General features: G+C 37.2%; 20 protein-coding genes. 14 read left to right on the forward strand and 6 right to left on the reverse strand.

Annotation, left to right across the window (positions count from 1 at the left end):
- The first annotated feature begins 478 nt into the window (after positions 1 to 478).
- Positions 479 to 1,138, forward strand: a complete 660-nt coding sequence (gene tmk / locus FJG96_RS04265; protein WP_139412886.1) for a dTMP kinase — start codon at positions 479 to 481, stop codon at positions 1,136 to 1,138.
- A gap of 579 nt (positions 1,139 to 1,717) precedes the next feature.
- On the opposite strand, the gene nhaA is transcribed toward tmk, so the two are convergent.
- On the reverse strand, positions 1,718 to 3,079 hold the full coding sequence (nhaA, locus tag FJG96_RS04270; protein WP_139412887.1) for a Na+/H+ antiporter NhaA: 1,362 nt from the start codon (positions 3,077 to 3,079) through the stop codon (positions 1,718 to 1,720).
- 148 nt (positions 3,080 to 3,227) lie between these two features.
- A complete protein-coding gene (locus FJG96_RS04275; protein ID WP_139412888.1) occupies positions 3,228 to 4,934 on the reverse strand; it encodes a hypothetical protein in 1,707 nt (568 codons plus the stop codon).
- A 354-nt stretch (positions 4,935 to 5,288) separates the two neighbouring features.
- Between FJG96_RS04275 and FJG96_RS04280 the strand changes: the two genes are divergently transcribed.
- From FJG96_RS04280 to FJG96_RS04315, 8 genes are all read left to right on the forward strand, one after another.
- Entirely contained in the window at positions 5,289 to 7,061 is a 1,773-nt protein-coding gene (locus tag FJG96_RS04280; RefSeq protein ID WP_139412889.1) for an SLC13 family permease, read from the forward strand.
- A 575-nt stretch (positions 7,062 to 7,636) separates the two neighbouring features.
- Complete coding sequence (locus tag FJG96_RS04285; RefSeq protein ID WP_139412890.1) at positions 7,637 to 8,308, forward strand: DUF2659 family protein; 672 nt, start codon at positions 7,637 to 7,639, stop codon at positions 8,306 to 8,308.
- A 4-nt stretch (positions 8,309 to 8,312) separates the two neighbouring features.
- Positions 8,313 to 9,737: a ribosome biogenesis GTPase Der gene (gene der, locus FJG96_RS04290; protein ID WP_139412891.1), complete on the forward strand. Its 1,425-nt coding sequence runs from the start codon at positions 8,313 to 8,315 to the stop codon at positions 9,735 to 9,737.
- 1,454 nt (positions 9,738 to 11,191) lie between these two features.
- Complete coding sequence (locus tag FJG96_RS04295) at positions 11,192 to 11,623, forward strand: AtpZ/AtpI family protein (protein WP_139412892.1); 432 nt, start codon at positions 11,192 to 11,194, stop codon at positions 11,621 to 11,623.
- Between the two features lie 11 nt (positions 11,624 to 11,634).
- The gene (locus FJG96_RS04300; protein ID WP_005773970.1) at positions 11,635 to 12,393 is read left to right on the forward strand and encodes a F0F1 ATP synthase subunit A; all 759 of its coding nucleotides are present in this window, start codon (positions 11,635 to 11,637) and stop codon (positions 12,391 to 12,393) included.
- A gap of 54 nt (positions 12,394 to 12,447) precedes the next feature.
- The gene (locus FJG96_RS04305; RefSeq protein WP_005773968.1) at positions 12,448 to 12,678 is read left to right on the forward strand and encodes a F0F1 ATP synthase subunit C; all 231 of its coding nucleotides are present in this window, start codon (positions 12,448 to 12,450) and stop codon (positions 12,676 to 12,678) included.
- Between the two features lie 127 nt (positions 12,679 to 12,805).
- Positions 12,806 to 13,372, forward strand: coding sequence for a F0F1 ATP synthase subunit B (locus FJG96_RS04310; protein ID WP_139412893.1), 567 nt, complete (start codon positions 12,806 to 12,808; stop codon positions 13,370 to 13,372).
- Between the two features lie 11 nt (positions 13,373 to 13,383).
- Positions 13,384 to 13,878 (forward strand): F0F1 ATP synthase subunit B, encoded by a 495-nt coding sequence (locus FJG96_RS04315; RefSeq protein ID WP_139412894.1) that lies wholly within the window; start codon positions 13,384 to 13,386, stop codon positions 13,876 to 13,878.
- Positions 13,879 to 15,018: 1,140 nt separating this feature from the next.
- On the opposite strand, the gene glyS is transcribed toward FJG96_RS04315, so the two are convergent.
- The 4 genes from glyS to FJG96_RS04335 form a co-directional block, all read right to left on the reverse strand.
- On the reverse strand, positions 15,019 to 17,241 hold the full coding sequence (glyS, locus tag FJG96_RS04320; RefSeq protein WP_139412895.1) for a glycine--tRNA ligase subunit beta: 2,223 nt from the start codon (positions 17,239 to 17,241) through the stop codon (positions 15,019 to 15,021).
- Entirely contained in the window at positions 17,241 to 18,182 is a 942-nt protein-coding gene (locus FJG96_RS04325; protein ID WP_139412896.1) for a glycine--tRNA ligase subunit alpha, read from the reverse strand. The genes glyS and FJG96_RS04325 overlap by 1 nt, the downstream gene beginning before the upstream one ends.
- 98 nt (positions 18,183 to 18,280) lie before the next feature.
- Positions 18,281 to 19,975, reverse strand: a complete 1,695-nt coding sequence (locus tag FJG96_RS04330; RefSeq protein ID WP_139412897.1) for a tetratricopeptide repeat protein — start codon at positions 19,973 to 19,975, stop codon at positions 18,281 to 18,283.
- Between the two features lie 93 nt (positions 19,976 to 20,068).
- A complete protein-coding gene (locus tag FJG96_RS04335) occupies positions 20,069 to 21,085 on the reverse strand; it encodes a polyprenyl synthetase family protein (RefSeq protein ID WP_139412898.1) in 1,017 nt (338 codons plus the stop codon).
- A 238-nt stretch (positions 21,086 to 21,323) separates the two neighbouring features.
- Between FJG96_RS04335 and FJG96_RS04340 the strand changes: the two genes are divergently transcribed.
- The 5 genes from FJG96_RS04340 (at position 21,324) to FJG96_RS04360 (ending at position 26,183) form a co-directional block, all read left to right on the forward strand.
- Positions 21,324 to 22,112 (forward strand): tRNA1(Val) (adenine(37)-N6)-methyltransferase, encoded by a 789-nt coding sequence (locus FJG96_RS04340; RefSeq protein ID WP_139412899.1) that lies wholly within the window; start codon positions 21,324 to 21,326, stop codon positions 22,110 to 22,112.
- A gap of 189 nt (positions 22,113 to 22,301) precedes the next feature.
- Positions 22,302 to 23,147, forward strand: a complete 846-nt coding sequence (locus tag FJG96_RS04345) for a S49 family peptidase (RefSeq protein ID WP_139412900.1) — start codon at positions 22,302 to 22,304, stop codon at positions 23,145 to 23,147.
- Between the two features lie 244 nt (positions 23,148 to 23,391).
- Positions 23,392 to 24,300 carry a 4-(cytidine 5'-diphospho)-2-C-methyl-D-erythritol kinase gene (locus FJG96_RS04350; protein WP_139412901.1) on the forward strand — a complete coding sequence of 303 codons (909 nt, stop codon included), beginning with the start codon at positions 23,392 to 23,394 and terminating at the stop codon, positions 24,298 to 24,300.
- Positions 24,301 to 24,549: 249 nt separating this feature from the next.
- Positions 24,550 to 25,224 carry a ribonuclease HII gene (locus tag FJG96_RS04355; RefSeq protein WP_425456568.1) on the forward strand — a complete coding sequence of 225 codons (675 nt, stop codon included), beginning with the start codon at positions 24,550 to 24,552 and terminating at the stop codon, positions 25,222 to 25,224.
- Positions 25,221 to 26,183, forward strand: a complete 963-nt coding sequence (locus tag FJG96_RS04360; RefSeq protein ID WP_139412903.1) for an L-threonylcarbamoyladenylate synthase — start codon at positions 25,221 to 25,223, stop codon at positions 26,181 to 26,183. The genes FJG96_RS04355 and FJG96_RS04360 overlap by 4 nt, the downstream gene beginning before the upstream one ends.

Here is a 26,183-nt window from a genome sequence, read left to right on the forward strand (position 1 = left end):
TGATTTGCTTTATAAGCATAATTTATATTTTTAATTTGATAAGGTAATGAATACAGTGAAAATTTTCTTATGATAAAGAAAAAGCTGTTTTTGTTCATATTATAAACAAGCTTATTATAGTAAATAAAAACAATTTAAGGAACAACATAAAATACTTTTTATGGATCTTCTAAATATAAGATAAAGGGGAGTTGCTTATAAGAGATGATTGATAGAGAAGAATAATGCACTTGTGTGTTATAAAAGGGAATTATACTTTAGAATTAATAGTATAGAACTTTCAGAATTTTCTTTTTATTTGGTTAAAAATTAAAAATATTATCCTAGAAGTCAATAATTTATAAAAATTTCAAGCTCCTCCATTGAAGGGGAGAGGGTTCTTGATATCATACTTTTGACGTCAAGAGATAAAATGCTTTATCTGTAAACAAGAAGATTTTAAATGTAAAATGATGTAAATTATATGGATGGAGAGAAAATGTATCTTAATAAAGATATTTATAATTCCATGTGGTCTCTAAAAAAATATTCTGGCTCTTTTATTGCTTTATGTGGATTCGATGGGAGTGGAAAGACAACTCAAACAAAAGAAATTTCTCATCATTACTCACAAGAAAAACATATCATACAAACTTTTCAGCCTAGTAATTGGTATAGAAATAAACCAGAGGTTAGAGATTATTTAGAGAGTGGAAAACAGATTGATCCATTGCTTTTAGCGCTTTTAGCCGCAACAGATAGACGCAAACATACGCTTGAAATTATCGAACCTTCTTTAACTTCATCGCAAAATTTATTAATCAGTGATCGATATGTTTATTCTAGTCTTGTTTATTTCTACGCTCGAGGTCTTTCTCTTGAAAGTGTGATTCAATTAAATCAAGCTATTCCAAGACCTCAGATCACATTTTACCTTCATTTGCCTCCTGCTGCTCTTATCGAACGATTGCAAAAAAGGGATGGTTTAGTCTTAAAATACGAAGAAAAACGCTCATTTATTGAAAAAGTTTATGAAGGATATCAACTTTTATCAGAAATAGACGAACGATTTATCGTCATTGATGGAACCGCCTCTGTTTCTTTAATCCATAATCAAATACGACACCATATAGACAAGACTTGTTTTGACAATAAATAAAATATACCCATTTATGAATATCATTTAAAAATTTATCTGTGATCTATTCTCCTTTATGATCTAGTTTCTATGTGAGATCTAGAGTTTTAAAGGTTTTCTCACGATAATTTAAGAGTACTGAAAAAAATATTATATATCTTAATATTTTAATTGAGACGATTGGTAATCATTAAATTTTAACGCACTTTTTAAAGAGTTTGAAAGAGGAAAGCTCTGCCAAAAAGACTATTAATCTCTGTTGTGATCATGATATTTTCATTCTCGTAGAAGACGAATATAGCGATATAAGAACGATCTGTAGAGATATATTCAAGCATGTTTGAGGGCAGAAAATAAGTTAAGGACAGAGGCGATAATAACAGCAACTTTTTTTGAGACTTTAATCTTCTTATCTTTGATAAATGAAACAATAAAAAGCAATTTTTAACGGTGTTATGGAGTTTTTCAAATCGCTTATTTAACCAGCAAGAACGTAAGATAAAAATATCTTAGCAAGCAGATACCCCCATTTCAAGAATAGTAGGCAAAATCTTGATTATGCTAAAAAATTATTTCAACAAAGCAGATGATTGTTTGGTTTTATTCGGAACTATGAGAGATGTCTTTATTGCGCTTAATATAAATAAAGCCATATCCCAGACCAATAAGAGCAGATAAACCAGAGCCACAAAGAACACCAATTTTTGCAGCATCAAGCAGGATAATATCTTTAAAGGCGAGCATTGAAACAAAGATAGACATTGTAAAGCCAATTCCTGCTAAAAAACCAATGAGTAAAATACCGGTCCATGTCATTTGAGGAGGAAGACGACATAGTCCTGATTTTACGGCTAGATAACTAGCTGTGATAATGCCAAGAGGTTTTCCAACAAAAAGACCAATAACAACACCAAGAACAATTAAAAATGATTCATGGGAAGAAAGGTCAAAGTTTGCAAAACTTACGCCTGCATTTGCAAAGGCAAAAATCGGCATGATACCGTATGCAACCCATGGATGCAGGGCTTTTTGAACACGCGTTACCGGCGCAATCATGGCCCGTTGTCCTTTACGCATTTTTTTCAAGGCAGTTGAAATATGATGGAGATCTGTTTTTGTGTTTTTTTCTTGAAGAATTTGCATAGCGTTGCTGAGCTGGGTGAGTGGCGCTACAAGAGTGCGTGTAGGAAAAACGGGAGTCATCATACCTAAGATTACACCAGCAAGGGATGGATGAACGCCTGTTACCAATAAACCCCACCAAATGATTGCGCCAGGTAAAATGTACAGCCATGCTGATGCAAGTCCAATCCATTGAAAAAAGAATACCAGCGCAATACCCGCTCCTGCGATCATTAAACCGCTAGGCTCAATGTTTGTTGAGTAGAAAAAAGCAATAATAAGAACAGCGATAATATCATCAATAATTGCTAAAGAGAGAAGAATGATATGAAGATTAGAAGGAATTTTTTTTCCAAGAAGAGCCAGAATACCAAGAGCAAAGGCAATATCTGTTGCGGTTGGCACAGCCCAACCGTGGATATGCCCGTCGTTAGAATTGAAAATGAAATAAATGATGGCAGGGACACAAACACCCCCTACTGCAGCAATAATTGGTAAAATTGCTTGTTTAAAATTGGCAAGAGCACCTTCATGAATTTCGCGTCGAATTTCCATTCCTGCGACGAGGAAGAAAATAGTCATAAGGGCATCATTAACCCAGAAATGTAAATCCCATGAAAGAGTGAAATGCCCCAAATTAAAGCCAAGAGGTGTATGCCAAAAAGATTCATAGAGAGCAGCATATTGAGAATTAGCAAAAATGAGTGCAGCAGCAGCAGCAAGTAAAAGAACAATACCACTAAGAGCTTCAATATGGAGAAAACGCTCGATAGCAGAAAGCGCTTGATTGGTGACACGAGAAGCGCGATTAGGCAAGCGATTTGAAGATAAATCAGACATGAACAACTCCAACTATCGACAATTTTATGTTTCTATATTCTCTGTGTAAGTAACTCTATCATGATGCTTTTTGTATCATATAAAAGCAAAAAGAGGAATAAAGTTCTTGATTTATAGACAAGATCATTATGTCCAAAGCACGATACGTTTAAGGCGATGCTTCATTTTTAATAGCGAGGTCTACTTTGCTTAAAGCCTTGGATAGATCATTTTGTAAAGCGGATTCGAGATCAATCATTGTGAGCCCTTTATTATCTTTTGCTTTAATTTTAACAATTAATGTTTGCGGATTTTTAGCAAATTCACCTAAGGATTTTGAAATTTTTTCTGCTTCATTTTGATTTTTTAGCAACATTTTTGGGGTTTGCGTCATCATTAAATAGAAATCGTCATAGAGTTCCTTTTTAAGATCATGTTGGCTGTCATTAAGGTTTTTTGCAAGATAAGAAAAAAGCTTATCAATAAAACCCGCATCCCGATATTGTATATCAATTTCATTGATGCCAAGGTTTTGAGAAGCAGCAATCATGATATTTTGTTGACCAGAAAAAAGCTTTTCATCAACATCAATAACTTTAGCTGATATGTTTCCAGATCCAACATCTTTCATATTGAAAGACATTGCATCAAGAAAGAGCATATGTTTTTTTTCATCGTAAGAAATATCAAGTTTTCCTGAAACATCAATTTGTTCAAATCCCATCTTTTTAAAAAGTTCTAAATCTTTTTCATTCATTTTTTTAGGTAAAACAGAAAAGTTATTGAGAGAAAGAAAAAGCTTTTTAGGGATAGGATGTTTCCACAAGCTTGGTTTAAATTGAAATGATTCAAGCGTTGCTTTTAATGGCGGGATATCAACGCTGACATTATCAACTTTGGCATCTGCTGAGGTAATGGCGAGCAGTATGTTTAGAAGAAGACCATTTTGTGCTCTTTTTTCTGCGACTTTATTATTCTCTTTTCTTGCATTAAGATAAGCTTTGACCAATTTTTCAGGCGTTTGTTCAAGCGGTTTCATCTTTAGACCAGATGTGTTAAATTGGCCAAGGAAGAAAGAGCTATTTTTTTCTGCTTCTTCAAAAATATCGACACTTATATTATTCAGAGAAATAGGGCCAGTAACGGTTTTTCCTTGTTTGAGAATATTATTGTTTCCGAAAATGATAGAATAAGCATAATTGATGTCGATATCATGAGCTTTTATTGTATCACTTTTAGCCATCAGCTGCATCTGTTTATCACCATTGACTACAACCGTTTTAAGATCCATATTTTTGATACTAACGGAACGGATATGGCCGCCTTTAAAATCAGAAAGCTGGAAATTCTTGACTTCAACTTTTTCTGTTTGTTTGTTTTTATTTTCTATAGAAAGCTGTATATTAGGCGCACTTATTGAGGCAAGATCAATACGCATCATTGATTGTAAAAGGCGTGATGTGATTGTTCTATCTTTATCTTTTAAGGATACGCTTTTAAAAGAAATTTGGGGAATTTTTACATGAATATTATTATGCTTTAAATCAACATTATAAAATGTAAAAGTTCCAGGAATAAAGGAAAGAGGAGGACGAGCAGAAATGGCACCAATTTTAAGTGATGTACCGGCTGGAACGGGGAGTGTAACATTCTTCAAATTGACTTTACCTAGAATGCTGACCTCAGATGTCTCTGCTTTTATGGCACGACGTGCTATCTCTTGTTTTACAAAACTGTCAAGATAGGGCTTTGCAATATAAAATCCACCAACAACTATAATTGCCAAGATAGCAAAAAATCCAATAATGCAAGTGAGCCAATATTTTAGGTGACTTTGATACCCACTGTTAAGCTTGACCATTCTTTTTTCTTTCATTTTTATCACTCTTTAAAATTGAGAGTGAAGATAAACTCTTTTAAGCAACGACAAAGGTTAAAATATAGCGTGTACCAGTTTCAACAGTCATCACCCCTCTATATTAGAGTTATTCTCATCTTTTTTGCAATATCACTTTATCAACTTTTATCGATTTTCTTTGGTTGAGCACGTTATAGAAAAGCACGCATAATGAAGGAGAGGTAAGTTTATGCGCATCATATTTTTTATCACTTTAAATTATCATAAAATATTCCTATGTCTGCTTTTATCTTACTGCTGTTTATAGGAATATTTAAAACATATAAAATTATGTTTTTGTTCATTATAATTTAATGGGGAGAGGTGAGTGTTATGACAGAAAATCAAATAATAGCCTTTTCGATCATTGGTCTCATGATGGTTGTGTTTATTTGGGATCGATTTCGTTATGATCTTGTCGCTATTTGTACATTATTAATAGCGTGTGCTCTTGGTCTTGTCAGTCCAAAGGAAGCTTTCAGCGGTTTTAGTAATGATATTGTTATTATTGTGGGAAGTGTATTTGTTGTCAGTACGGCTGTATCACGCTCTGGTATAATGGAATTTATTATTCAGCGGATATGGCCAGATGTGAAATCGGTTCGCCTTCAATTAGCTTTTTTGGTTTTTTCTGTTGTCGTTTTATCAATGTTTGTTAAAAATATTGGTGCTTTAGCTATTATGCTCCCGATCGCTTTTCAGTTTGCTCGCCGTTCTCAGGTTTCTCCTTCTGTTTTTTTGATGCCCATGGCCTTTGGTTCTTTGTTGGGGGGGCTAATGACACAGATAGGAACATCTCCCAATGTTGTTATTTCAGCGATGCAAGAACGTTTAGCAGGAACACCTTTTACGATGTTTGATTTTACACCAGTTGGTGCGGTTATTGCGACGGTTGGTGTCTTATATTTGGTCTGTTTTTATTGGCTTTTGCCAGTGCGTGTGCGCTCAGGTGGATCGTTTGATGATGCCATTGATATTCGTAATTATGTTGTAGAAGTGCATATTCCAATAAATTCATCTATTGTGGGGAAAAGTATTGTTGATTTGGTTAAGCCATCAAGTGGTGATGTTATGGTGATTCAAATCATCAGAAACAAAGTATCTATTTCGCCACTACCAGATTTTGTTTTGTCTGAAAACGATATTGTTTTGCTGGAAGGATCGCATACAGGAATAGATAGTGTGATGAACTCTGCACGTTTAGAGTTTTCTAAGGAACGAACTCTTTCTACAGGGGATAAGGACAGTGACATTGATATTATTGAAGCGGTCATCACGCATAATTCGCCTCTTATTGGCATTAGTGCGAAAGAGTTTTCACTTTTTGATCACTATAATGTCAATTTGCTTGCGTTAAGTCGTCAACATGAGAGGGTACGGGGAAGACTTGATGATATTATCTTTCATCTTGGAGATGTAATTGTTTTACAAGGACAAGATGCGGTTATTCCGAATTTATTAAGGGAACTGAAATGTTTGCCCTTAGCAAAACGAAATATTGTGTTTGGAAATTTACGGCATGGTTTTATATCCTTAGCCATTTTATTTATAGCCATTATTTTTACGGCTTTTCATATTGTGCCAGTTGCTTTTTCTTTCTTTTCTGCTGCTGCTGCGATGGTTATTTTTCGCGTTTTACCCGCGCGTGATCTGTATCAGGCATTAGATGGCCCAATATTAGTCCTATTAGCAGCTCTTATTCCAGTGAGTGAAGCGTTAGAGAAAACGGGATGTACGGATCTCATTGGTCAATGGCTGAGCCAACTGGCAATATTTTTTCCGCCATCTGGTGCTTTAGCTCTGATGTTGGTGACAGCCATGTTGGTTACGCCATTTTTAAATAATGCCGCAACTGTTATGATGGTTGCACCCATCGCGTCAAGTTTTGCTCATTCTCTTCATTATAAGCCTGAAGCTTTTTTGATGGCTGTTGCCATTGGTGCAGGTTGTGAGTTTCTTACACCTATTGGACATCAAAGCAATATGCTCGTGATGGCACCAGGAGGATATCGTTTTAGTGATTATCCACGTTTGGGGGCTCCCTTGGCGGTGTTAATTATTATTGTGGCTGTTCCCATGCTTATGTGGGTTTGGCCATTACAATAGGATATTTTTTAAAAGCTTTAAGGATCAATTCTAAAAGATTATTAACCGTATGAAGATAAGTTGAAGGGATACCCTTTGTATAAATTTTTTTTACTTGAAGCTTGGGGAGCGAGCGTACTTTTAATAATGCTCCAGTATTTTTTCTCCTGAGTGAAAATTTGTTTATTTGGTTTTAGGGAGGGAGATTGAGCTGTAGTTTTTTGTAAAGAGTTTGCTTGTTTAATGCCATTCTACAACCGAAGACAAGGAACCGGTTGTTTCAAAGGACTTTGAAAGATTGTCTTTTGTATACATTGAATGAGGAAAGAATGGTTAACATTATAGACAAGCATGCATGACATTAGGTTGTGGTCTTTTTTATAAATTCAAATTATATAAAAATTGTCATGTGAAACAAAAGGATATTTACATCATTTTTAATTGATACAGTTGCAAAAGCCTAATCGATTGGAATACATATTGCTTTGAAATGAATAAACGGAGCAATTTAAAGATTTTTCGTGAATGAGGGCTACCATCTTTGTTCATTTATGCGTAAAAGTGTAGAAAGTAAATTGTTTTACAAGGTATGTTATATGTCGTATGATAGTTTTATTGCTGAAGTTAATGCAGAATTTCGTCAGGAAAAGGCGCTGGCTTTTTGGAGACGGTATGGTCTTTTGATTATTGGGGCCGCTCTTCTTTTCATCCTCATGATAATTGCTTATCAAATTTATCATCATGCGCAAATAAAGAAAGCCAGCCATATTGGTGATGCATTTGTAAAAAGCCTTAATTTTGCGGATACACGTCATTTTGATGAGGCGATAAAGCAATTGGAAAATGTTAAAGACTCTCATTTTGGGGGGTATCCTTTTCTTGCCCGTTTGCGGGAGGCTTCTTTACGCATGGAGCAAGGTGATCTTATCAAGTCGGTAGAGATCTTTGATTCTGTTGCAGCGGATGAGAAAGCACCGCAGATTTTGCGGAAAGTTGCGAAAATTCGTGCAGCCTATATTTTAGTTGATTCAGGGAGCTTGGATGATGTCAAAAAGCGCGTTAAAGATATGGCAAATGACCTTGATCCTATGCGTATGTCTGCGCGAGAGGCTTTGGGCTTAGCTGCTTATAAAGCAGGGAAGATTGATGAGGCCGTGGACTATTTTCAGAAAATTTCTGCAGAAAGTGCGCTGAGATCAAAAATAACAGATCGGGCTCGAATGATGCTTGAGCTTATGCAAGCTGAGGGCAAGGCAAATAAGGAATAAATCGATGAGCCTTACCATTGCTATCGTTGGTCGTCCCAATGTTGGGAAATCAACACTTTTTAATCGTTTGGTTGGGCAAAAATTGGCTTTGGTTGATGATAAGCCTGGTGTAACACGTGATCGGCGTATTCATGCGGCAAAACTTCAAGATCTACGTTTTGATGTAATTGATACGGCTGGGCTGGAAGAAGCGGGAGATCATACCCTTAAGGGGCGTATGCGCTCTCAGACAAAAGCTGCGATTGATGAAGCAGATCTTATTTTATTCGTATTTGATGCAAAGAGTGGAATAACACCGAGTGATTTAAATTTTGCTTCACTGGTTCGCAAATCAGGAAAACCGATTGTGCTTGTTGCCAATAAGTCTGAGTCAAAAGCGGCAACAGGGGGAGAGTATGAGGCGTGGTCATTAGGTTTGGGAGAGCCGTGTCTCATATCGGCTGAGCATGGTTTGGGACTTAGCGATCTTCGTGATGCCATTATAGACGCTGTTGGGGCAGAGCGCGCTTTGGGCAACAACAAAGAAGAAGATATGACGATACAGCCAGCCTCTGTTGGTGATGATGTGAACAATTCGGAAGAAGAAGGGCTTATTTACGATGAAAGCAAGCCTATTCGGATTGCCATTGCGGGGCGGCCCAATACAGGAAAATCCACCCTTATCAATAGTATGCTGAAGCAAGATCGGTTGTTAACAGGACCAGAAGCAGGGTTGACCCGCGATTCTATTTCTGTCGATTGGGAATGGGGTGGTCGTCAAATTAAACTTTTTGATACTGCAGGTTTACGTCGAAAATCGAAAATTCAAGAAAAGTTAGAAAAGCTATCGGTTGCTGATACTTTGCGTGCGATTCGTTTTGCAGAAGTGGTGGTCATTGTTTTTGATGCAACGATACCTTTTGAGAAGCAGGATTTACAAATTGCTGATCTTGTGATTCGTGAAGGGCGTGTTCCAGTTATTGCTTTCAATAAGTGGGACCTTATTGAAAATAGTCAGGCTACATTGATTGATTTGCATGAAAAATGTGCGCGATTTCTTCCTCAAGTTCGCGGTTTGAGAGCTGTTCCTTTATCAGGACAATATGGTCACGGGATTGATAAACTCATGGAAAATGTCATGATGATACACCGTGTATGGAATCGTCGCATTTCTACGGCTAAATTGAATCAATGGCTTGAAACTGTTGTAGCACATCATCCACCCCCGGCGGTTTCAGGACGTCGGCTTAAGGTTAAATATATCACACAGGTGAAAACACGCCCTCCCGGATTTATGATTTCTTGCTCACGGCCCCAAGTCATGCCCCAGTCGTATTTGCGTTATCTTATCAATGGGTTACGTGAAACATTTGATATGGCTGGTGTCCCAGTGCGCCTATCATTACGCGCATCTGACAATCCTTTTGCGACACGTTCTAAAAAGAAATGATAGCTCTTTATTTTAAAGTGAATGAAATCTATAGAACCTTAAAAATAAGCCTTTTCATGATTTATAGTGTTCTAAATATCGAAAGTGAAATGATAATTTCCACAGACAAATATCTTCTTTTTCATAAAAGAAAAAAATCTTTATTTTAATGTATTGATAAATCAATAATCATTTATCATGCGTCCTATAGAACTTTCTCAGTTTAATTTTTCTTGATAAAGCTTCTTTATTTGTATGTTATGAGAAGAATTTAATAGGGAATATTGAAGAAAGAGCATACAATCCTTTTAAGAGTGTATTTTAATGTAAAAATGAAAATAATATGAGGGGAGGGAATATAATGATGGTACTCGTTTGAAGAGAAGCATTAAATTATATTTTCATAGAACTAAAGAATATTCATAAGCATTTTTACTTGCGATGATTTTTTTTAATAAAAAGTAAAAATATCCGCTGAATCTGACAACATTCACTTTTAAAGTGTGAGATTCAAAAATTAGATTAAAATTATATAAAACGGTATAGCGATCGTATTCGAGTTTTATTGTATTCTATTTAAAATTGTCATTCATTATATCGCAGACTTAAAGAAAAATCTCTTTATGCTTCTAAGCCCATTTCACGATAGTGCCTGTAAATAGGTATTAACGTACAAGACCTAGTGAATGATTTCACATTATTTTCAGCTTTCAATGGTATATAAATTTTCATGAACGCATGATGGGTAAAGCCTACGCAATTGATTCACAACCAGTGGAGAGGTGTTTAGTCTATTATGTTACCAAGAAGAAGATATCAGTTATGTTTGTGCACTCTTATCAAAGTGTTACACGATGTGTTTTGTGTATATAAATTCACATATGTTCAGAATATTTAAAGAATAGGAAGAAAAGATATAATTTTGATGGAAAAAAGACAGCATTCCATTTGTTTGCAAGCGAGAATGATGATGTGCAAGTGTATTAATGTTTAGCGTTATAAATTTTATAATCTTTTGATTTATTATGATAAATCATCACTTTTATATTGATTTAAGAACGTCGAAAATCATAAAATTCTTTCATATTTCAAACATGTTCATATTGAATTAATTAACATGATGTTCTCATTATACGTAGGTTTGATGTGTAAGTAAAAACGATGAAAGAAAAAATACCTTTTATGCTTTTTAAAAGACGCGGGGTGTTACAACATTGGAGTTAAAAAAGTGTATAATGGTGCTTGCTTGACTTTTCATAAGCATAAAGAGGATGGGGCTATGAGTTTTATATTATTCACAAAAGCTTTTTAAAAAAGCATGTGAATTGAAAAATACGTTATTTAGGCGATAAAATTTATACGATAATTTGTGATAGATTTCTTTTAGTATCTTGACGAATAAATTCGGGAACAATATGATGCACACGGTTTTATGAGATGCATTTTTACTTTGCTTTTTGATGAAGGAGCCAATGATGGCGATGGGCGAAAAACCCGTTATAAGCCGCAAGAAGGCTGAAGAGAAAAAGCAAAGAGAGTGTTTTCATTCAGAGGATTTGGAATGTCGTAGTAAGAACTTAAGCGTAGCTTTAGTGCGCAAGCAAGCATTAAGGAAGCGGGAACGTAAGGATAGGCGGGAAAAATCACAAGGAAGGATGGCGGATGCTATTAAGCTTTCCAGTGAGTTTCTGGCAAGTGTTATTGTTGGTATTGTTTTGGGGGTAGGGTTTGATAAGTTAGCAGGTTCATGGCCGTGGGGATTGGTGTTTTTTCTCTTTCTTGGATTTGCTGCTGGTGTATTGAGTATTCTTCGGTCTGTGGGGTATGTTTCCTCCAGTCAATTAGGGCAAAAAGGCGTATTGCGCCAAGATGAACAAAATAAAGAGACCAATGAGAAGGTCCGATAAATGAGGTTGAAGTGACAGCGCACGCTCCAGATCCTATTCATCAGTTTGAGATTTCACGGCTGATTAAGATTTCCATAGGGAATATGGATTTATCCTTTACAAATGTATCATTGTTTACAGTCGTTACAGTTGTTATAACTTCTGTTTTTCTCTTTATTTCATCGTCAAGCCGTGGATTGGTTCCAACACGGATGCAGTCTCTTTCAGAAATGGCCTATGAGTTTGTCGCGTCGACTTTGCGAGAATCATCTGGTGTACAGGGTATGCAGTTTTTTCCTTTAGTTTTTTCTCTGTTTACCTTTATTTTGGTTGCTAACTTTATTGGTCTTTTCCCTTATTTTTATACGGTGACCTCTCAGATCATGATCACGTTTTCGTTGGCAATGGTGGTTATTTTGACGGTAATTGGTTATGGTTTTTATAAGCATGGGGTCAGTTTTTTAAAACTGTTCGTTCCAAGTGGGGTTCCTGTCGTCGTTTTGCCTCTCGTGACAATGATTGAGATTATTTCTTTTCTCTCTCGCCCCATCAGTCTTTCGCTTCGTCTTTTTGCGAATATGCTAGCTGGTCATATTACGCTCAAAGTGTTTTCAGGTTTTGTTGTTTCAATGATTGGGGTAGGAATCGTGGGCGTTGGTGGTTCGATTTTGCCTCTTATTATGACTGTAGCGATTACGGCTCTTGAGTTTTTGGTTGCATTTCTTCAAGCTTATGTCTTTACAGTTTTAACATGTATGTATCTTAATGATGCAATTCATCCAGGACATTAATAAAACTGGCGGTTTTCCGTCGAATAGTGCAATTTCACTTTAAAGGAGAATAATATGGAAATGGTGCTTGCAGCAAAATATATTGGAGCTGGTCTTGCTTGCTTTGGTATGGCTGGAACAGCTTTAGGGCTTGGTAATATTTTTGGGAGCTATCTTTCTGGTGCGTTACGTAATCCATCAGCCGCAGATAGTCAGTTTGGACGTCTCGTCTTTGGTTTTGCTGTGACAGAAGCTTTGGGTATCTTTTCATTGCTCATTGCTTTATTACTTCTTTTTGGGGTTTAACATCATCAAAAGGGTATGTTTGTTCTCACTATGAGGAAAGATTTACCCTTTTAGCTCTCAATCAGAAAAATGTTTGTCAATTATCATCGGTGAGAGAAAGCTTAAGCTATTTAAAGGATGAAAAAAGATGTTTGTTTCCAGCGCTTATGCACAGAACACTGAAACGTCGATAGAACATATCAAAAAAGTGGCAGAGCATGCAAATCGTGTGTTTCCGCCTTTTGATTTTGTTCATTTTAGTTCGCATTTTTTCTGGTTGGCAATTTCTTTCGGGCTTTTTTATCTGTTTATCTCTCGTGTGATTGCACCGCGTATTGGCGGTGTTATTGAAACACGTCGAGATCGGATTGCATCTGATTTAGATCAGGCAATGCGCATGAAGCAGGAAGCAGATACTGTTGTTGAAACTTATGAACGTGAATTAGCAGAAGCGCGTTTGAAAGCTCATACCATAGCACAAGCTGCTGGTGAAGAATTAAAACAAAAGGCGGAGCTTGAACGGAAGGAAATTGAAGAGCGTTTAGAGAAAAAGCTTGCAGAGGCTGAAAAACAGATAGCAAAAATTCGCGATAAAGCGATGCAAAATGTTGGTTCTATCGCTGAAGAAGTCGCCATTGAAGTCGTGAAAAAATTGATTGATGTTGATCTCAGCAAAGAGGCTGTTCGTTCAGTTATTAAAATTGCGGATTATTGAGGAAGACAAAAATGAGTGATACTTTTTGGGCTTTTGTTGGATTAGTTCTTTTTTTAGCTCTTTTAGTCTATTTCGAGATTCCGCAGAAAGTTTTACATCATCTTGATGCACGCGCGAAGCGTATCAAAGATGAGCTGGATGAGGCTCTACGTCTTCGTGAAGAGGCACAGGAAATATTAGCTGAATATCAACGCAAGCATGCAGAAGCAGAAAAAGATGCACAAGAAATTATTGCAGCGGCAAAGCATGAAGTTGAATCCGTGATTGCTGAAGCTCGTAAAAAAGCGGAAGAATATGTAAAAAACCGCAATAAACTGGCTGAGCAAAAAATTGCTCAAGCAGAAGCGGATGCAATCCGCATGGTTTCTTCATCGGCTATCGATTTGGCAATTTCTACAGCACGTACCCTTATTGCAAAGGAATTAGATTCTAACAGGGCAGACGAACTTGTTAAAGAGGCTCTCTCGAAAGAATCATTGAGAAAGATGAAAACATATCTTAATTAGTGGTATTTTAGAGATACAAAACTACTTCTTTAAGTGCATAATTTTTTCAATATCAAATGCTTTAATCTACTATATCATGATGCTAGTCGTGAGTTTGCTGTGGATTGAGTTTAAAGGGCCGTGTTCTCTAGCTTAGGTTGATCTTTTGATTTTCTTCATAAAGATTATAATGAGAAGTGCCATTGTCTTTGTTTGTATGAAGCGATAAGCGAGCATTGTTGTTATATTATCAGTTAAGATAGTGTGACGATTTTTGTATTGAGCAACTGCTTTTATGTTGGGCAGTTTTATGGAAAATACCTTTCTCATTTCAAAACTGTTCTATTTTGAATTAATCAAAATCGTTTTTTTGCACGCGACAAGGGAGAATGGTTTGTGGACAAAATTGTGCAAGAAAAGTCATCTCTTATGAACTCTCTCAAGAGCTAAGGATTATCGGCAGCATTTGGGGCTGGTAAAAGCATGTGAGTGGCTCCTTTTACAAGGGCAAAGATAGGCGGCTAAATGGCTTTATCATTATACACACTTATGGTCTCCGTCATAAAAAGGGCTTGGGAGACTTAAAAAAGATTTCTTTAAAGAAAGCCAATGAATAAGCAATCCAAAGGGGTTTTATTTTATAGAATAGCCATGCGGTACACATTTATATGCTTATTTTGGAGAGAAATTCTCAACATACTTTTCTCCTTCATTTTATGACAGAGTCTGTGAAGAGGCCCCCTCCCCATAAAGTGTATAAAATCTACTGAGTATGATATCTTTTTATTTAATAAGAGTGCAAACAGATAGCACCTATTTTACCTAGCCAATTCTCTTCATTTTTCAATAGCAGTTGACATTGTTCATGGGGAGAACTTTTACTATTTTTTCAATAAGTTATCGACACACTCACCCAGCTTGTAGGGTGCGGAGGAGTTTTTTTAATTGATTCAATAAGAGAGAGACTTATGATGAGAAATCTACGATATGTAGTGTTTATGACTCAATATAAAGTATCATTGATGATAAAAAGTTCTACTGCTTTAAAAAGTTAGAGCAAATTCCACGGGGAAATTCTTTATAATATTCTGAAATATTCATTAATAAAAAAAGAAAAAATTTATCTTTATTATTTTTATCAGTTCATAAGACATTTTAGTTTTAAAGGACAAGTTTTGAGAAATCTGCAACTGCTTGTGTAAGTGTGTGAATACGTTTTAGAAGAGCTAGGCGGTTCGCACGAACGTTAGGGTTTTTATCGTTTACCAATACTTTTTCAAAAAAGAGATCTATCAATTTTCCAAGCGGCGCTAGAATACCGAGTGCAAATGATAAATCTGTTGTATTGATGGGCGCAAGAACCTTTCTTTCCACTTCACAGATTGCATCATAGAGCTGCTTTTCTTCTTTTTCAACAAAGAGCTCAGGATTAATTTCATGCGCTATTGTTGTGTTTTTTTGAAATTCATTTTCAAGAATGTTGGCAGTACGTTTTACAGAGGCTACAAAACTCATTCCATCATGGGTATTAATAAAAGCGATAAGAGACTCGACATGACGTGCAACCAATAAAAAATCATCAGAATCTTTGTTTAAAACCGCTTCAAGGGCATCATAGCGAGCCCCTTCCTCTTTTAGATGGATTTTTAAACGGTCATGAAAAAAGAATAACAGATCGGATAAAATATACTCTGTTTTTTCTGGAAGAAAATTCTGCAATTGTGGATTTTCTTGTTGAGAGATTTCATATTTATTTTTTTGTTGTACGAAAAGATCCGTTGCCAACTGAAACAGTGGCATAAGATTAATTTTCCAGTCTCGTGAAAGAACAAGCCTAATAATTCCCAAGGCTGCTCGTCTTAATGCATAGGGATCTTTCGAGCCCGTTGGTTTTTCATTAATGAGCCAAAAGCCAACCAGCATGTCAATTTTGTCGGCGAGCATAATGGTTATAGCAAGTGGTTCTTGCGGAAGACGATCTGTTGGTCCTTGAGGTTTATAGTGCTCTTCAATTGCGACAGCTACGCGAGGATCTTCCCCTTGCAGAAGGGCATATTTTTGCCCCATAACCCCTTGTAGTTCAGGAAATTCTCCGACAATTTCCGTTTGCAAATCAGCTTTTGCAAGGATTGCTGCACGCTTTGCTAAAAGAGGATCTGCTTGTATCAAAGGTGCAATTTCTTGGGCGAGTTTAGCGATGCGTTCTACTCTTGCACCTTGCGTCCCTAATTTGGCGTGAAAAGTTACATTCAAATGATCAAGTCGCGCCATTCTTTGATCAAGAGGTTTCTTTATATCAAGATCAAATTTTTTTACAGAAGATTCCAAGTGTTGAATATCGGGCAAATCATGCTGATCTGTTTGCCAAAAATAAAGGGCATCCGAAAGACGGGCACGAACAACCTTACTATTTCCTTTCGAAATTTCTTTGCCTTCATCGTTGGCAAGAATATTAGAAACAAGAATAAAGTGATGAGAAAGTTTTACCTTTTCTCCTTGTTTACGGGTGACAAAACATTTCTGATTAGCTCGAATGGTCAAGCGAATAATTTCTGGAGGAATATCAAGGAATGATTTATCAAAATCACCCATAAGAATAACAGGCCATTCAACAAGACCCGCAACTTCTTCTAGGAGGAGATTATCTTGAACCAGTTCTAAACCGTTTGCAAAGCAAAGATTTTGGGCATCCGCTAAAATAATATTCTTTCGTCTTTCTGCATCCAGAATCACTTTATGGGTTTCAAGTTGCATCACATAATCATCAAAGCGGCGCACTTGGAATGGCTTTCCGTCGCTTAAGAAACGATGACCATAAGTGAGATTGTTACTTTCAAGAGAACCAATTGTAAATGGGATAACATGCGTTTCACCAATTTCTGGCCCGAAGACACAAAGAATATTTTGTAAAGGTCGAATCCACTTTAGAGCACCACTTTTTGCGGAATCTTTTCCCCAACGCATAGATTTTGGCCACGGAAAGTTGCGAATAATATCTGGTAAAATATCAGCAATAATTTCTTCTGCTGCCCTACCTTTTTTTACAATTTTAGCAATATAAAAATCACCTTTTTTATCATCATGTCCAATCTGTGCTTCAGAAATATCGTTGAGCCCCGTTGCTCGGAGAAAACCATCAATTGCATGCTGTGGTGATTTTGTACTGGGACCTTTGCGTTCCTCATGGATATCTTTTGAGCGTATAGAAAGTCCACGGATGTCCAATGTTAGTCGACGGGGGGTCCAATATTCACGAGCAGCTTTATAGGTCAATCCAGCATTGACAAGTTGATCTGTAACAGCTTTTTTAAGATCAGTAGCAGCTTTTCGTTGCATACGTGCAGGGATTTCTTCACTGAAAAGTTCAAGAAGAAGATCAGACATTAGGCTTCTCCAGTATATATTTGTCCAGCTTCTGTGAGTAAGAAGGCTTCCCCACAACGGCGTGCGAGATCACGAACGCGAAGAATATAATTTTGTCGTTCAGTTACAGAAATAACGCCACGTGCTTGTAAAAGATTAAAAATATGGCTCGCTTTAATACATTGATCATAGGCAGGAAAAACACAGCGATGGAATGCATTTTCTTTATTGGGTTTTCCGGCATTAAGAAGTGCATTGCATTCGCGTTCGGCATCGATAAAATGTTGGTGGAGCAGTTTCGTATCAGCAAATTCGAAGTTATAATATGAATATTCCTGTTCTGCCTGTAGAAAGATGTCTCTATAACTTATTTTATTTTCTTTCTCCAAACCATTAAAGTTGAGATCATAGACGTTATCAACCCCTTGGATATACATTGCTAGACGCTCAAGACCATATGTGAGTTCTCCTGAAACTGGGGCGCATTCAATGCCGCAAACTTGTTGAAAATAAGTAAATTGAGAGACTTCCATCCCATCGCACCAACATTCCCATCCAAGTCCCCAAGCGCCAAGGGTTGGGCTTTCCCAGTCATCTTCAACAAAACGAATATCATGTAGTTTCGTATCAAGCCCGATAGCTTGTAGCGACTTTATATAAAGTTCTTGTAGATTGGGTGGAGAGGGTTTGAGAAGCACTTGGAATTGATAATAGTGTTGTAAACGATTTGGATTCTTACCATATCGACCATCTGTTGGACGCCGAGAAGGTTGCACATAAGCGACTTTCCAAGGTCTCGGACCTAGAGAGCGTAGCGTTGTTGCTGGATGGAAAGTTCCAGCTCCAACTTCCATATCGTAAGGTTGCAAAATCGCGCACCCATAGTGGGCCCAATAATTTTGCAAAGTTAAGATGAGTCCCTGAAAAGAACGTTTAGGGTTAAGATGTTCAGGTAATTTCACACTTTATACTCTTTAAAATATTGAACGACACAAACAGCAACCAAAAAAATTTCAGTCTCTCTGTTTATTATTTTATGTGGTTTACGGTTAAGCATTGTTTATTGCAAACCAAATTTCAATTTTTCTTGAATTTGTTTAGAATTTTCTGGTTTTCCGTCAATTGCGTGATTCCATTGAAATATTGCTTCACGTTTACGTCCAACTTTCCAATAGGCATCCCCTAAATGATCATTTAATGTTGGGTCTTCAGGTTGTAACCTGACAGCATTTTCCAATATTTGGACTGCTTTGTTGTATTCTTTTAGTTTATAATAAGCCCACCCTAAAGAATCAAGAATATGACTGTTATGAGCTTGCAAAGAAGAAGCTTTTTGCAACATATGGAGTGATTCTTTAAGTTTCTCACCTCGCTCTACAAGGGAATAGGCTAAATAGTTTAGAACCTGCGGTTGGTTTGGAAAAAGTTCAAGGGCTTTTCGCAAGTCAATTTCTGCTTTTGGCCATTGTTTTAGACGTTCAAAAGCAATACCACGTTGATAAAAAAGTTTCCAATCGTCTTGCTGAAAGTTTTTTATCTGAGCAATCGCATAGTCTAGAGTTTTCGTCGCTTCAAGAAATTTATGATCCTGCATATAAAAAGCAACGAGCGTTATCAAAATGTTACGATCATTGGGAAATTTTTTATTTAACAACGTCAGTAGTTTTATTGCTTCTTTGTAATTGTTGTTATTGGCAAGAAGGAATGCAAGATGAATTTGTCCATCTTTATAATAAGGAGATTTAGGAGATAAAGCGCGATAAAGTTTAATGGCTTGATGAAGATCATCCAGTTTAGCAGAAATATGTGCGAGTTGAAACAGTGTTGCATCATTTTGAGGATATAAAGCGAAAGATAATTGTTTAAAAATACGTGCAATACGTCCTGAGTTTTTATGGTTGAGAGCTGTTCCAAAATTATACAACACTTCGGCTGCTCCTTGTTGAGGTGTTTTAATCAATCTTTCTAAGAAAGCATTTTTTGCAATTTTTTCTCGAAAGTTTTGGAAAACTTCTCGAGCTGACAACATTTGTTCGCCATGCTGGATTGTTTGAAGAGCTTGGTTACGCATATTATTGCGCAATTGGAATGAGGCATAGGCTGTAATAATACGTTCATAGGTGTTAGGAGCGATAAGAGTCCCCTGTTTGTTATTCAGTGCTTTAATAAAATATTTTTTTGCATCCTGTGGTCGTTCTGCAAGGTCGCTCATAAGCGCTAGATGATAAGATATAAAAAGCTCATACCAGACAGGACCTTTGAGCTTCTTAAGATCAGCAATTGCTTGAGATTTTTGCCCAGATCCAAATGTAATCCAAGCACCGATGAGTTCAGGTATTGGGTTATTGGCTGTGGGAGGTTCTTTTAATTGTAGAAGAAGCTTGGCATTCTTATAGTCTTTTTTAATGAGACTTTCTATTGACAACGTTAAGGAAACAAAGGGAGTTATAACACCTTGCTCTTTAAGTTTTTTGGCTTGTTGCACAGCTTCTTTAAAGTCTCCAACCGAGAGCATAGCTTCAAGGAGTTCTTTTTGTGTTTCAATGTTATCAGGTTGATAAACGAGTGCTTGTTTAAAATAATTGATCGCAAGATCTGTTTTATTTTCATGATTTGCAACCCTTCCAGCTAAATAAGCACCTGTAAATGAGCTTGTATGAGTCGTTGCGCTTATTTTACTGTAGGTAGGGGATGGCATCAGCATGATACCCACCATAAAGAGGGTAAAAAGTCGGGATATCGTTGCAGAGCACATGGAGCTAATCCTTTTCAAGATAATCAATCGATTGTGTCGTTTATAAATCATATCTCATTACTTTTTAAGAAATACTGCGATTCTTGCAAAGAATCAGTTTACGCGGGCAATGCAAAACTCAATAGTTTCAACGAGAGCATTGTAAGCAAGATTTTCATGCATGGGAATAAGAGCATCAATTGCATTTTTTCCATAGATGCGTGCTTGTTCTATGGTATCTGTGATACTATTATACTTCTCCATTAAGTGTTGCGCGTGTGCGAAGGCTTCATTACTGTTGTTACCATCTTCAAGTGCTTCTTTCCAGAAAGCTTTTTCATCCATATTCCCACGCTCATATGCGAGAATCACAGGCATTGTGATCTTTCCTTCCCTAAAATCGTCCCCTATATTTTTTCCTAAGTTTTGAGCATTACCACTATAGTCAAGCGCATCATCAATCAATTGGAAAGCCAATCCTAAAGATGTTCCATAGTCACGTAATGCAGAACGCTCTTTATTTCCATAACCAGCAATAATGGGGCCTACTTCAGCAGCTGCCGAAAAAAGTGCTGCTGTTTTTGCATTGATGATTTTCAGATAGTCTGCAGGGCTGGTTTTGATATTTTTTGCGGCAGAAAGTTGCATAACTTCTCCTTCAGCAATAATTGCAGCAGCGTTTGCTAAGACAGAGAGCGCCTCTATAGAGCCAACATCAACCATCATTTTAAAAGCTTGTCCTAATAGGAAATCTCCAACAAGGACACTTGCTTGATTTCCCCAAATCATTCGTGCTGTAGATTTTCCGCGTCGCAAATCACTTTCATCAATCACATCATCGTGTAACAAAGTCGCTGTATGCATAAACTCAACGGCTGTTGCAAGTCTTATATGCCCGTCATGTTGATAGCCGAACATATGAGCAGCTGCTAATGTGATCATTGGACGTAATCGCTTTCCACCTGATGAAATAAGATGGTTAGAAATTTCAGGGATCATCTCAACTTCTGATTTTGCCATAGAGAGAATAAATTGATTGACGCGCTCCATATCTTGTTGCGTAAGGCGAATGAGAGATTGAAGAGAAATTTGGTTATTTCTTATTTGTTCTTGTTTGATAACGGCACTCAATATGTTGACTCCTAGAGTGTTGCAATGGACATATATAAATTTTATTTATTCGCTAGCATAAAGGGGCTTTTGTTTTGACTCAAGCTTTTGATGGTGCTTTGAAGTGGAAGCTTGGAATGATATGGGCAAGAAATGTTTTTTAACGCGTGTAATGCTGTTCTTATGAAATAATAAAAAAATTAAAACAGCAGTTGAAGGACCAAAGGGTTGTTGATAAAGGTGAACATTAGGCTTTTAAATGGATAAAACAACGAATCAGAGTGATGAAACAATAGACAGTTTTCATCGCGGGAAATTTTATTTGGTTCAACCCCGTAAACATGGTCATCGTTCTGGAATGGATGCTATGTTATTAGCCAGTTTGGTTCCCACTGATTTAAAGGGCAAGGTTGTTGATTTAGGAGCGGGGGCTGGAGCAGCAGGGTTGGCTGTTGCTTCGCGTTGTCCGCAAGTTCATGTTACATTGGTTGAGCGCTCATCTTTTATGGCATCTTATGCACAAAAAACACTTACGCTAAAGCAAAATGAAAAATTTTCTAAGCGAGTTTGTTTGTTAAAAGCAGATGTAACGCTCACAGGGAGTGCTCGTATAAAAGCAGGTTTGATAGATAATAGCTTTGATTTTGCCATTATGAATCCACCTTTTAATAATCCTATGGATCGCAAGACACCTGATAAACAAAAATCTGAAGCACATGTTATGCCTGAAGCGATGTTTGATAACTGGCTACGCAGTGCAGCAGCTATCGTTAAGCCAGGTGGATATTTAGGGCTCATTGCGCGTCCACAATCACTAACGGATATCTTGCATGCTTTAGAAGGTCGCTTTGGTGGTATCTGTATCATCCCCATTCATGCGCGTGCATCAACCCCAGCAATTCGTCTTTTATTTTACGCGAAACGGGGGAGCAGAGCAGCTTTATCGATTTTACCAGCGTTAGTTATACATGAAGATGAAGGGCATGCTTTTTCATCACGGATTGATGTAATCAATAATGGATGTATAAGTTTTTGGGAACTTTTGTAATGCTCTCTTGTGTTTTTCAGTTTATTATTTAAAGTCTAAACTTTGTTATTAAGGAGGCTTAGATTTGGGTGAAGTTATATTTCTGGTTGTCATGTGGGGATTGATTGGCGTTTTTGGATGGTATCGCATTCTTCCTTTTTGTTGTCCTTGCCTATTTAATTGTTCTTAAATTCAGGAGATTTTATTTTGATGGATGTTTTAAAAAATTTTATTCCACGCCGTTTTTCTTCCAATAAACTTGAAATTCCTGTTGTTCGCCTTAAAGGGGCGATTATGGATTCATCATCTATATCTCGTACGCTTTCTCTCAGTAGATGTGCCAATCTTTTAGAAAAGGCTTTTGCATACAAAAAAGCACCGGCTGTTGCAATTGTTATTAATTCTCCTGGTGGCTCTCCAGTGCAATCACGTTTTATTTTCAAGCGTATCCGCGATTTAGCAGAAGAAAACAATAAAAAAGTTCTTGTGTTTATTGAAGATATCGCAGCATCTGGTGGTTATATGATTGCTTGTGCGGGAGATGAGATTTTTGCAGATCCTTCTTCGATTGTTGGTTCTATTGGGGTAGTTTCAGCTTCCTTTGGTTTTCCGGAGTTTTTGAAGAAAATTGGTGTGGAACGTCGCGTTTACACAGCAGGAAAGAACAAGGTTACACTAGATCCATTTCAGCCTGAAAAAAAAGCTGATATTGAGCATTTGAAGTCTCTTCAACTTGAAGTTCATCAAACTTTTATTGATTTGGTAAAAGAGCGGCGTGCAGCGAAGTTATCAAGTGATCCAGATATTTTTACAGGAATGTTTTGGAGTGGAAAGAAAGGCGTGGAGCTTGGTCTGGTTGACGGGTTGAATGATGTCCGTTCTGTTATTAAAGAGCGCTTTGGTCCTGATGCAAAAATTCGACTTATTACGCCTCCTAAAAGTTTGTTAGGACTTAAAACGCCTTCAGGGGTGACTGCTCATACAGTTTATACGGTCGTTGACAGTGCTTTGATGGCCGCAGAAGAGCGAGCACTTTGGCAGCGTTATGGTTTGTGATAAAAAGGAACATTCAAGCAAAAGGGATTTTTATCTAAAAAACAGATGTTAGAAGAAAAAAGGCTTGAAATGATACGAATGAGAACATGTCGTTTATTTTGTATGAGAGTTCTTCATAATATTTATTGTTTGTTTAGAAAAAAAATTAAGAATATTTCGAACGGTTTATAGGGCTGATGCTTAAAAGTATGAATAAAAGGGGGAGAATTGTAAAAGAACCCTATAAAAGTGAATATTACGTCATATGACATCGGATGTACAATTTCCATTCCAAAGACATTCTTATGTGTTTACACCCATTAAATTGAATTTAGCTCTGCATGTTGTAGGACAACGTGCTGATGGTTATCATCTAATAGAAAGTTTGGTTTATTTTAGTCTTAGCGGTGATTATCTACACTATGCGCCTTGTGAAAGTGACCAGTTTGTTTTAACGGGACCGTTTGCAAAAGAACTTGTATCTCATTCAGACAATTTGGTTATTCGCGCACAGAACTTTATGCGTAAGACTTTCCCTGAAAGTGCTCAACCTGCTTTTTTTCGACTTGTAAAAACACTCCCGATTGCTTCAGGTATTGGTGGTGGCTCAGGTGATGCCGCAGGGGTTATTAGCATGTTGCGTCAACAGTGGGATCTTGATTGCTCTTGTGAACAATTAGCAAAAATGAGTTTAGTTCTTGGTGCTGATGTTCCTATGTGCCTTTTTGCATTGGAATATCAGCAGCCACTTTTAGTTAAAGGAATTGGTCAAGAGATTATACGACTAAAAGAAGCTTGTTCTCTTGCAATAGTATTGGTTAATCATGGACAAGAAATTTCAACACAAGCTGTTTTTAAAGCGTTAGACAAGCGCCATCATCCTCCTTTAAAAATTGATCCAGTCGCTTTAAAGAGCGTTGATTCATTGGTTGAAGCTTTACACGAAACGCGTAATGATCTTTTTTCCCCTGCTTTGAAAATAGCCCCTCAATTAACACAAGTGTTATCTATATTAGATGAATGTGGCTCTCTTTTTTCTCGTATGTCTGGAACGGGAGCAACTTGTTTTGGCATTTTTAAAAATCAACAAGCAGCACAACAGGCAGCTCTTTTTATCAAATCAATGTACCCAAGTTGGTTTGTAAAACCGATCATGACTTTGGGAACGATTTGAGAAATAAAAACTTCTATTTTACCCTGATTCTATTATAGATAATGAAGAGGAGACTAAACAAATCTATTTTTTTGTTTTTTTAGATAAAATAAATACATACTAGAATAAGCTTTTAGAAGCGAAAATGGACGTTAGGATACTCTTTTATTTCGCATTTTATTTCTATCTTTTGTGCAAGAATTCATGCAATATTTGAAGAGTTATTTAAAACTGTAATGCTTGCAAAAAATAAGCAGGTTACAGAAATATATGGGTGTTTGTTGTATTTGTGATTTATCAAAGATGTTTAATTTGCCGCTTCAGCCAAACTTTTCATATGAATTGGATTTGCAAAACCAAGGTTTTTTGCATATAGCAGGGGTTGATGAAGTAGGACGGGGACCTCTTGCTGGGCCTGTCGTAACAGCGGCAGTCATCTTGGATAAAAATCATATTCCTGAAGGGTTAAATGATTCAAAAAAGCTTTCCTTTCTTCAACGCAGTAAACTTTATCATCAAATTTTGCAAAGTGCCTTAGCTGTTTCAGTCGCTAGTCTTTGCGCCCGTACAATTGATCAATCTGATATTAGAAAAGCAACTTTGGAAGCAATGCGTCGCTGTATTATAGGATTAGCTGTTCCAGTTCATTATATCCTTGTTGATGGACGTGATATTCCCTCTCGGCTATCCTGTCCCGCAACGGCATTGATTAAGGGTGATCAGCGTTCCGTCTCAATTGCAGCTGCATCTATTATTGCGAAAGTAACGCGTGATCGGATGATGGAATGTGCTGGACAAGTTTATAAAGGGTATGGTTTAGAGAAGCATGTAGGGTATGCAACGCTAGCCCATCGTACAGCTCTTGATAAAAAGGGTCCAATTGCAGGATTACATCGTTATAGTTTTGCGCCACTCAAAGAGCGTTATAGGAATGATGTGTCATGACGATTCGACCACTTGATAGCGTTTCGATAAAAGAAGCAATAGCGCTTCTTGAACAAGGCAGGTTAGTAGCTGTACCAACGGAAACTGTTTATGGATTAGCGGGCGATGCAACCAATGGCAGGGCACTCTCTTCTATTTTTTCTACAAAAAAGCGTCCGCAATTTAACCCTCTTATTGCGCATGTCAACGGTATCGAAATGGCGGAGCGCTATGTTGAAATTGATTTTCTTTCACGCCAACTCATGGAAGCCTTTTGGCCTGGACCTTTGACATTAGTTTTACCCTTAAAAGAACAACATGATATCCATCCTTTAACGACTGCCGGTTTAAATACATTAGCTATTCGTTTTCCAGACAGTCGTTTTGCGGAAATTGTTCAATGTTTTGGACGTCCACTTGCGGCTCCTAGTGCGAATCAATCGGGGCGTATTAGTCCTACTTCGGCTGAGGCTGTTTTTGCATCTTTGGGAAAATCTGTTCCTTTGATATTGGACGGAGGAGCGGCAAGAATAGGACTTGAATCAACGATTATTAAGATTTGTGGTGAAGATATTTATCTTTTGCGTCCAGGGGGGCTTGCGGCTGATAAAATTGAAGAAGTTGTAGGAAAGTCGCTAAAGCGGATAGATCAAAGGGCGGCGATTGAAGCTCCAGGGATGTTAAAGTCACATTATGCTCCCGATGCTGCGATTCGTTTAAATGTAGAAAAGGTAGAAAATGGTGAAGCGCTTTTAGCATTTGGTTCAAAGCGCGTTATGGGGGCTGAAAATGCCGTTTTTAGTTTAAACCTTAGTGAGGAAGGAAAGTTGGAAGAGGCAGCCTCTCATTTATTCCAATACATGAAGGAATTGGATTCATTTAAAGTGAAATGTATTGCCGTAGAACCTATTCCATCATATGGATTAGGGGAGGCTATCAATGATCGTCTTATACGGGCTGCAGCTCCAAGGGAGAAATGA

Origin of the sequence: Bartonella mastomydis (assembly GCF_900185775.1) — a bacterium.
Lineage (GTDB): Bacteria > Pseudomonadota > Alphaproteobacteria > Rhizobiales > Rhizobiaceae > Bartonella > Bartonella elizabethae.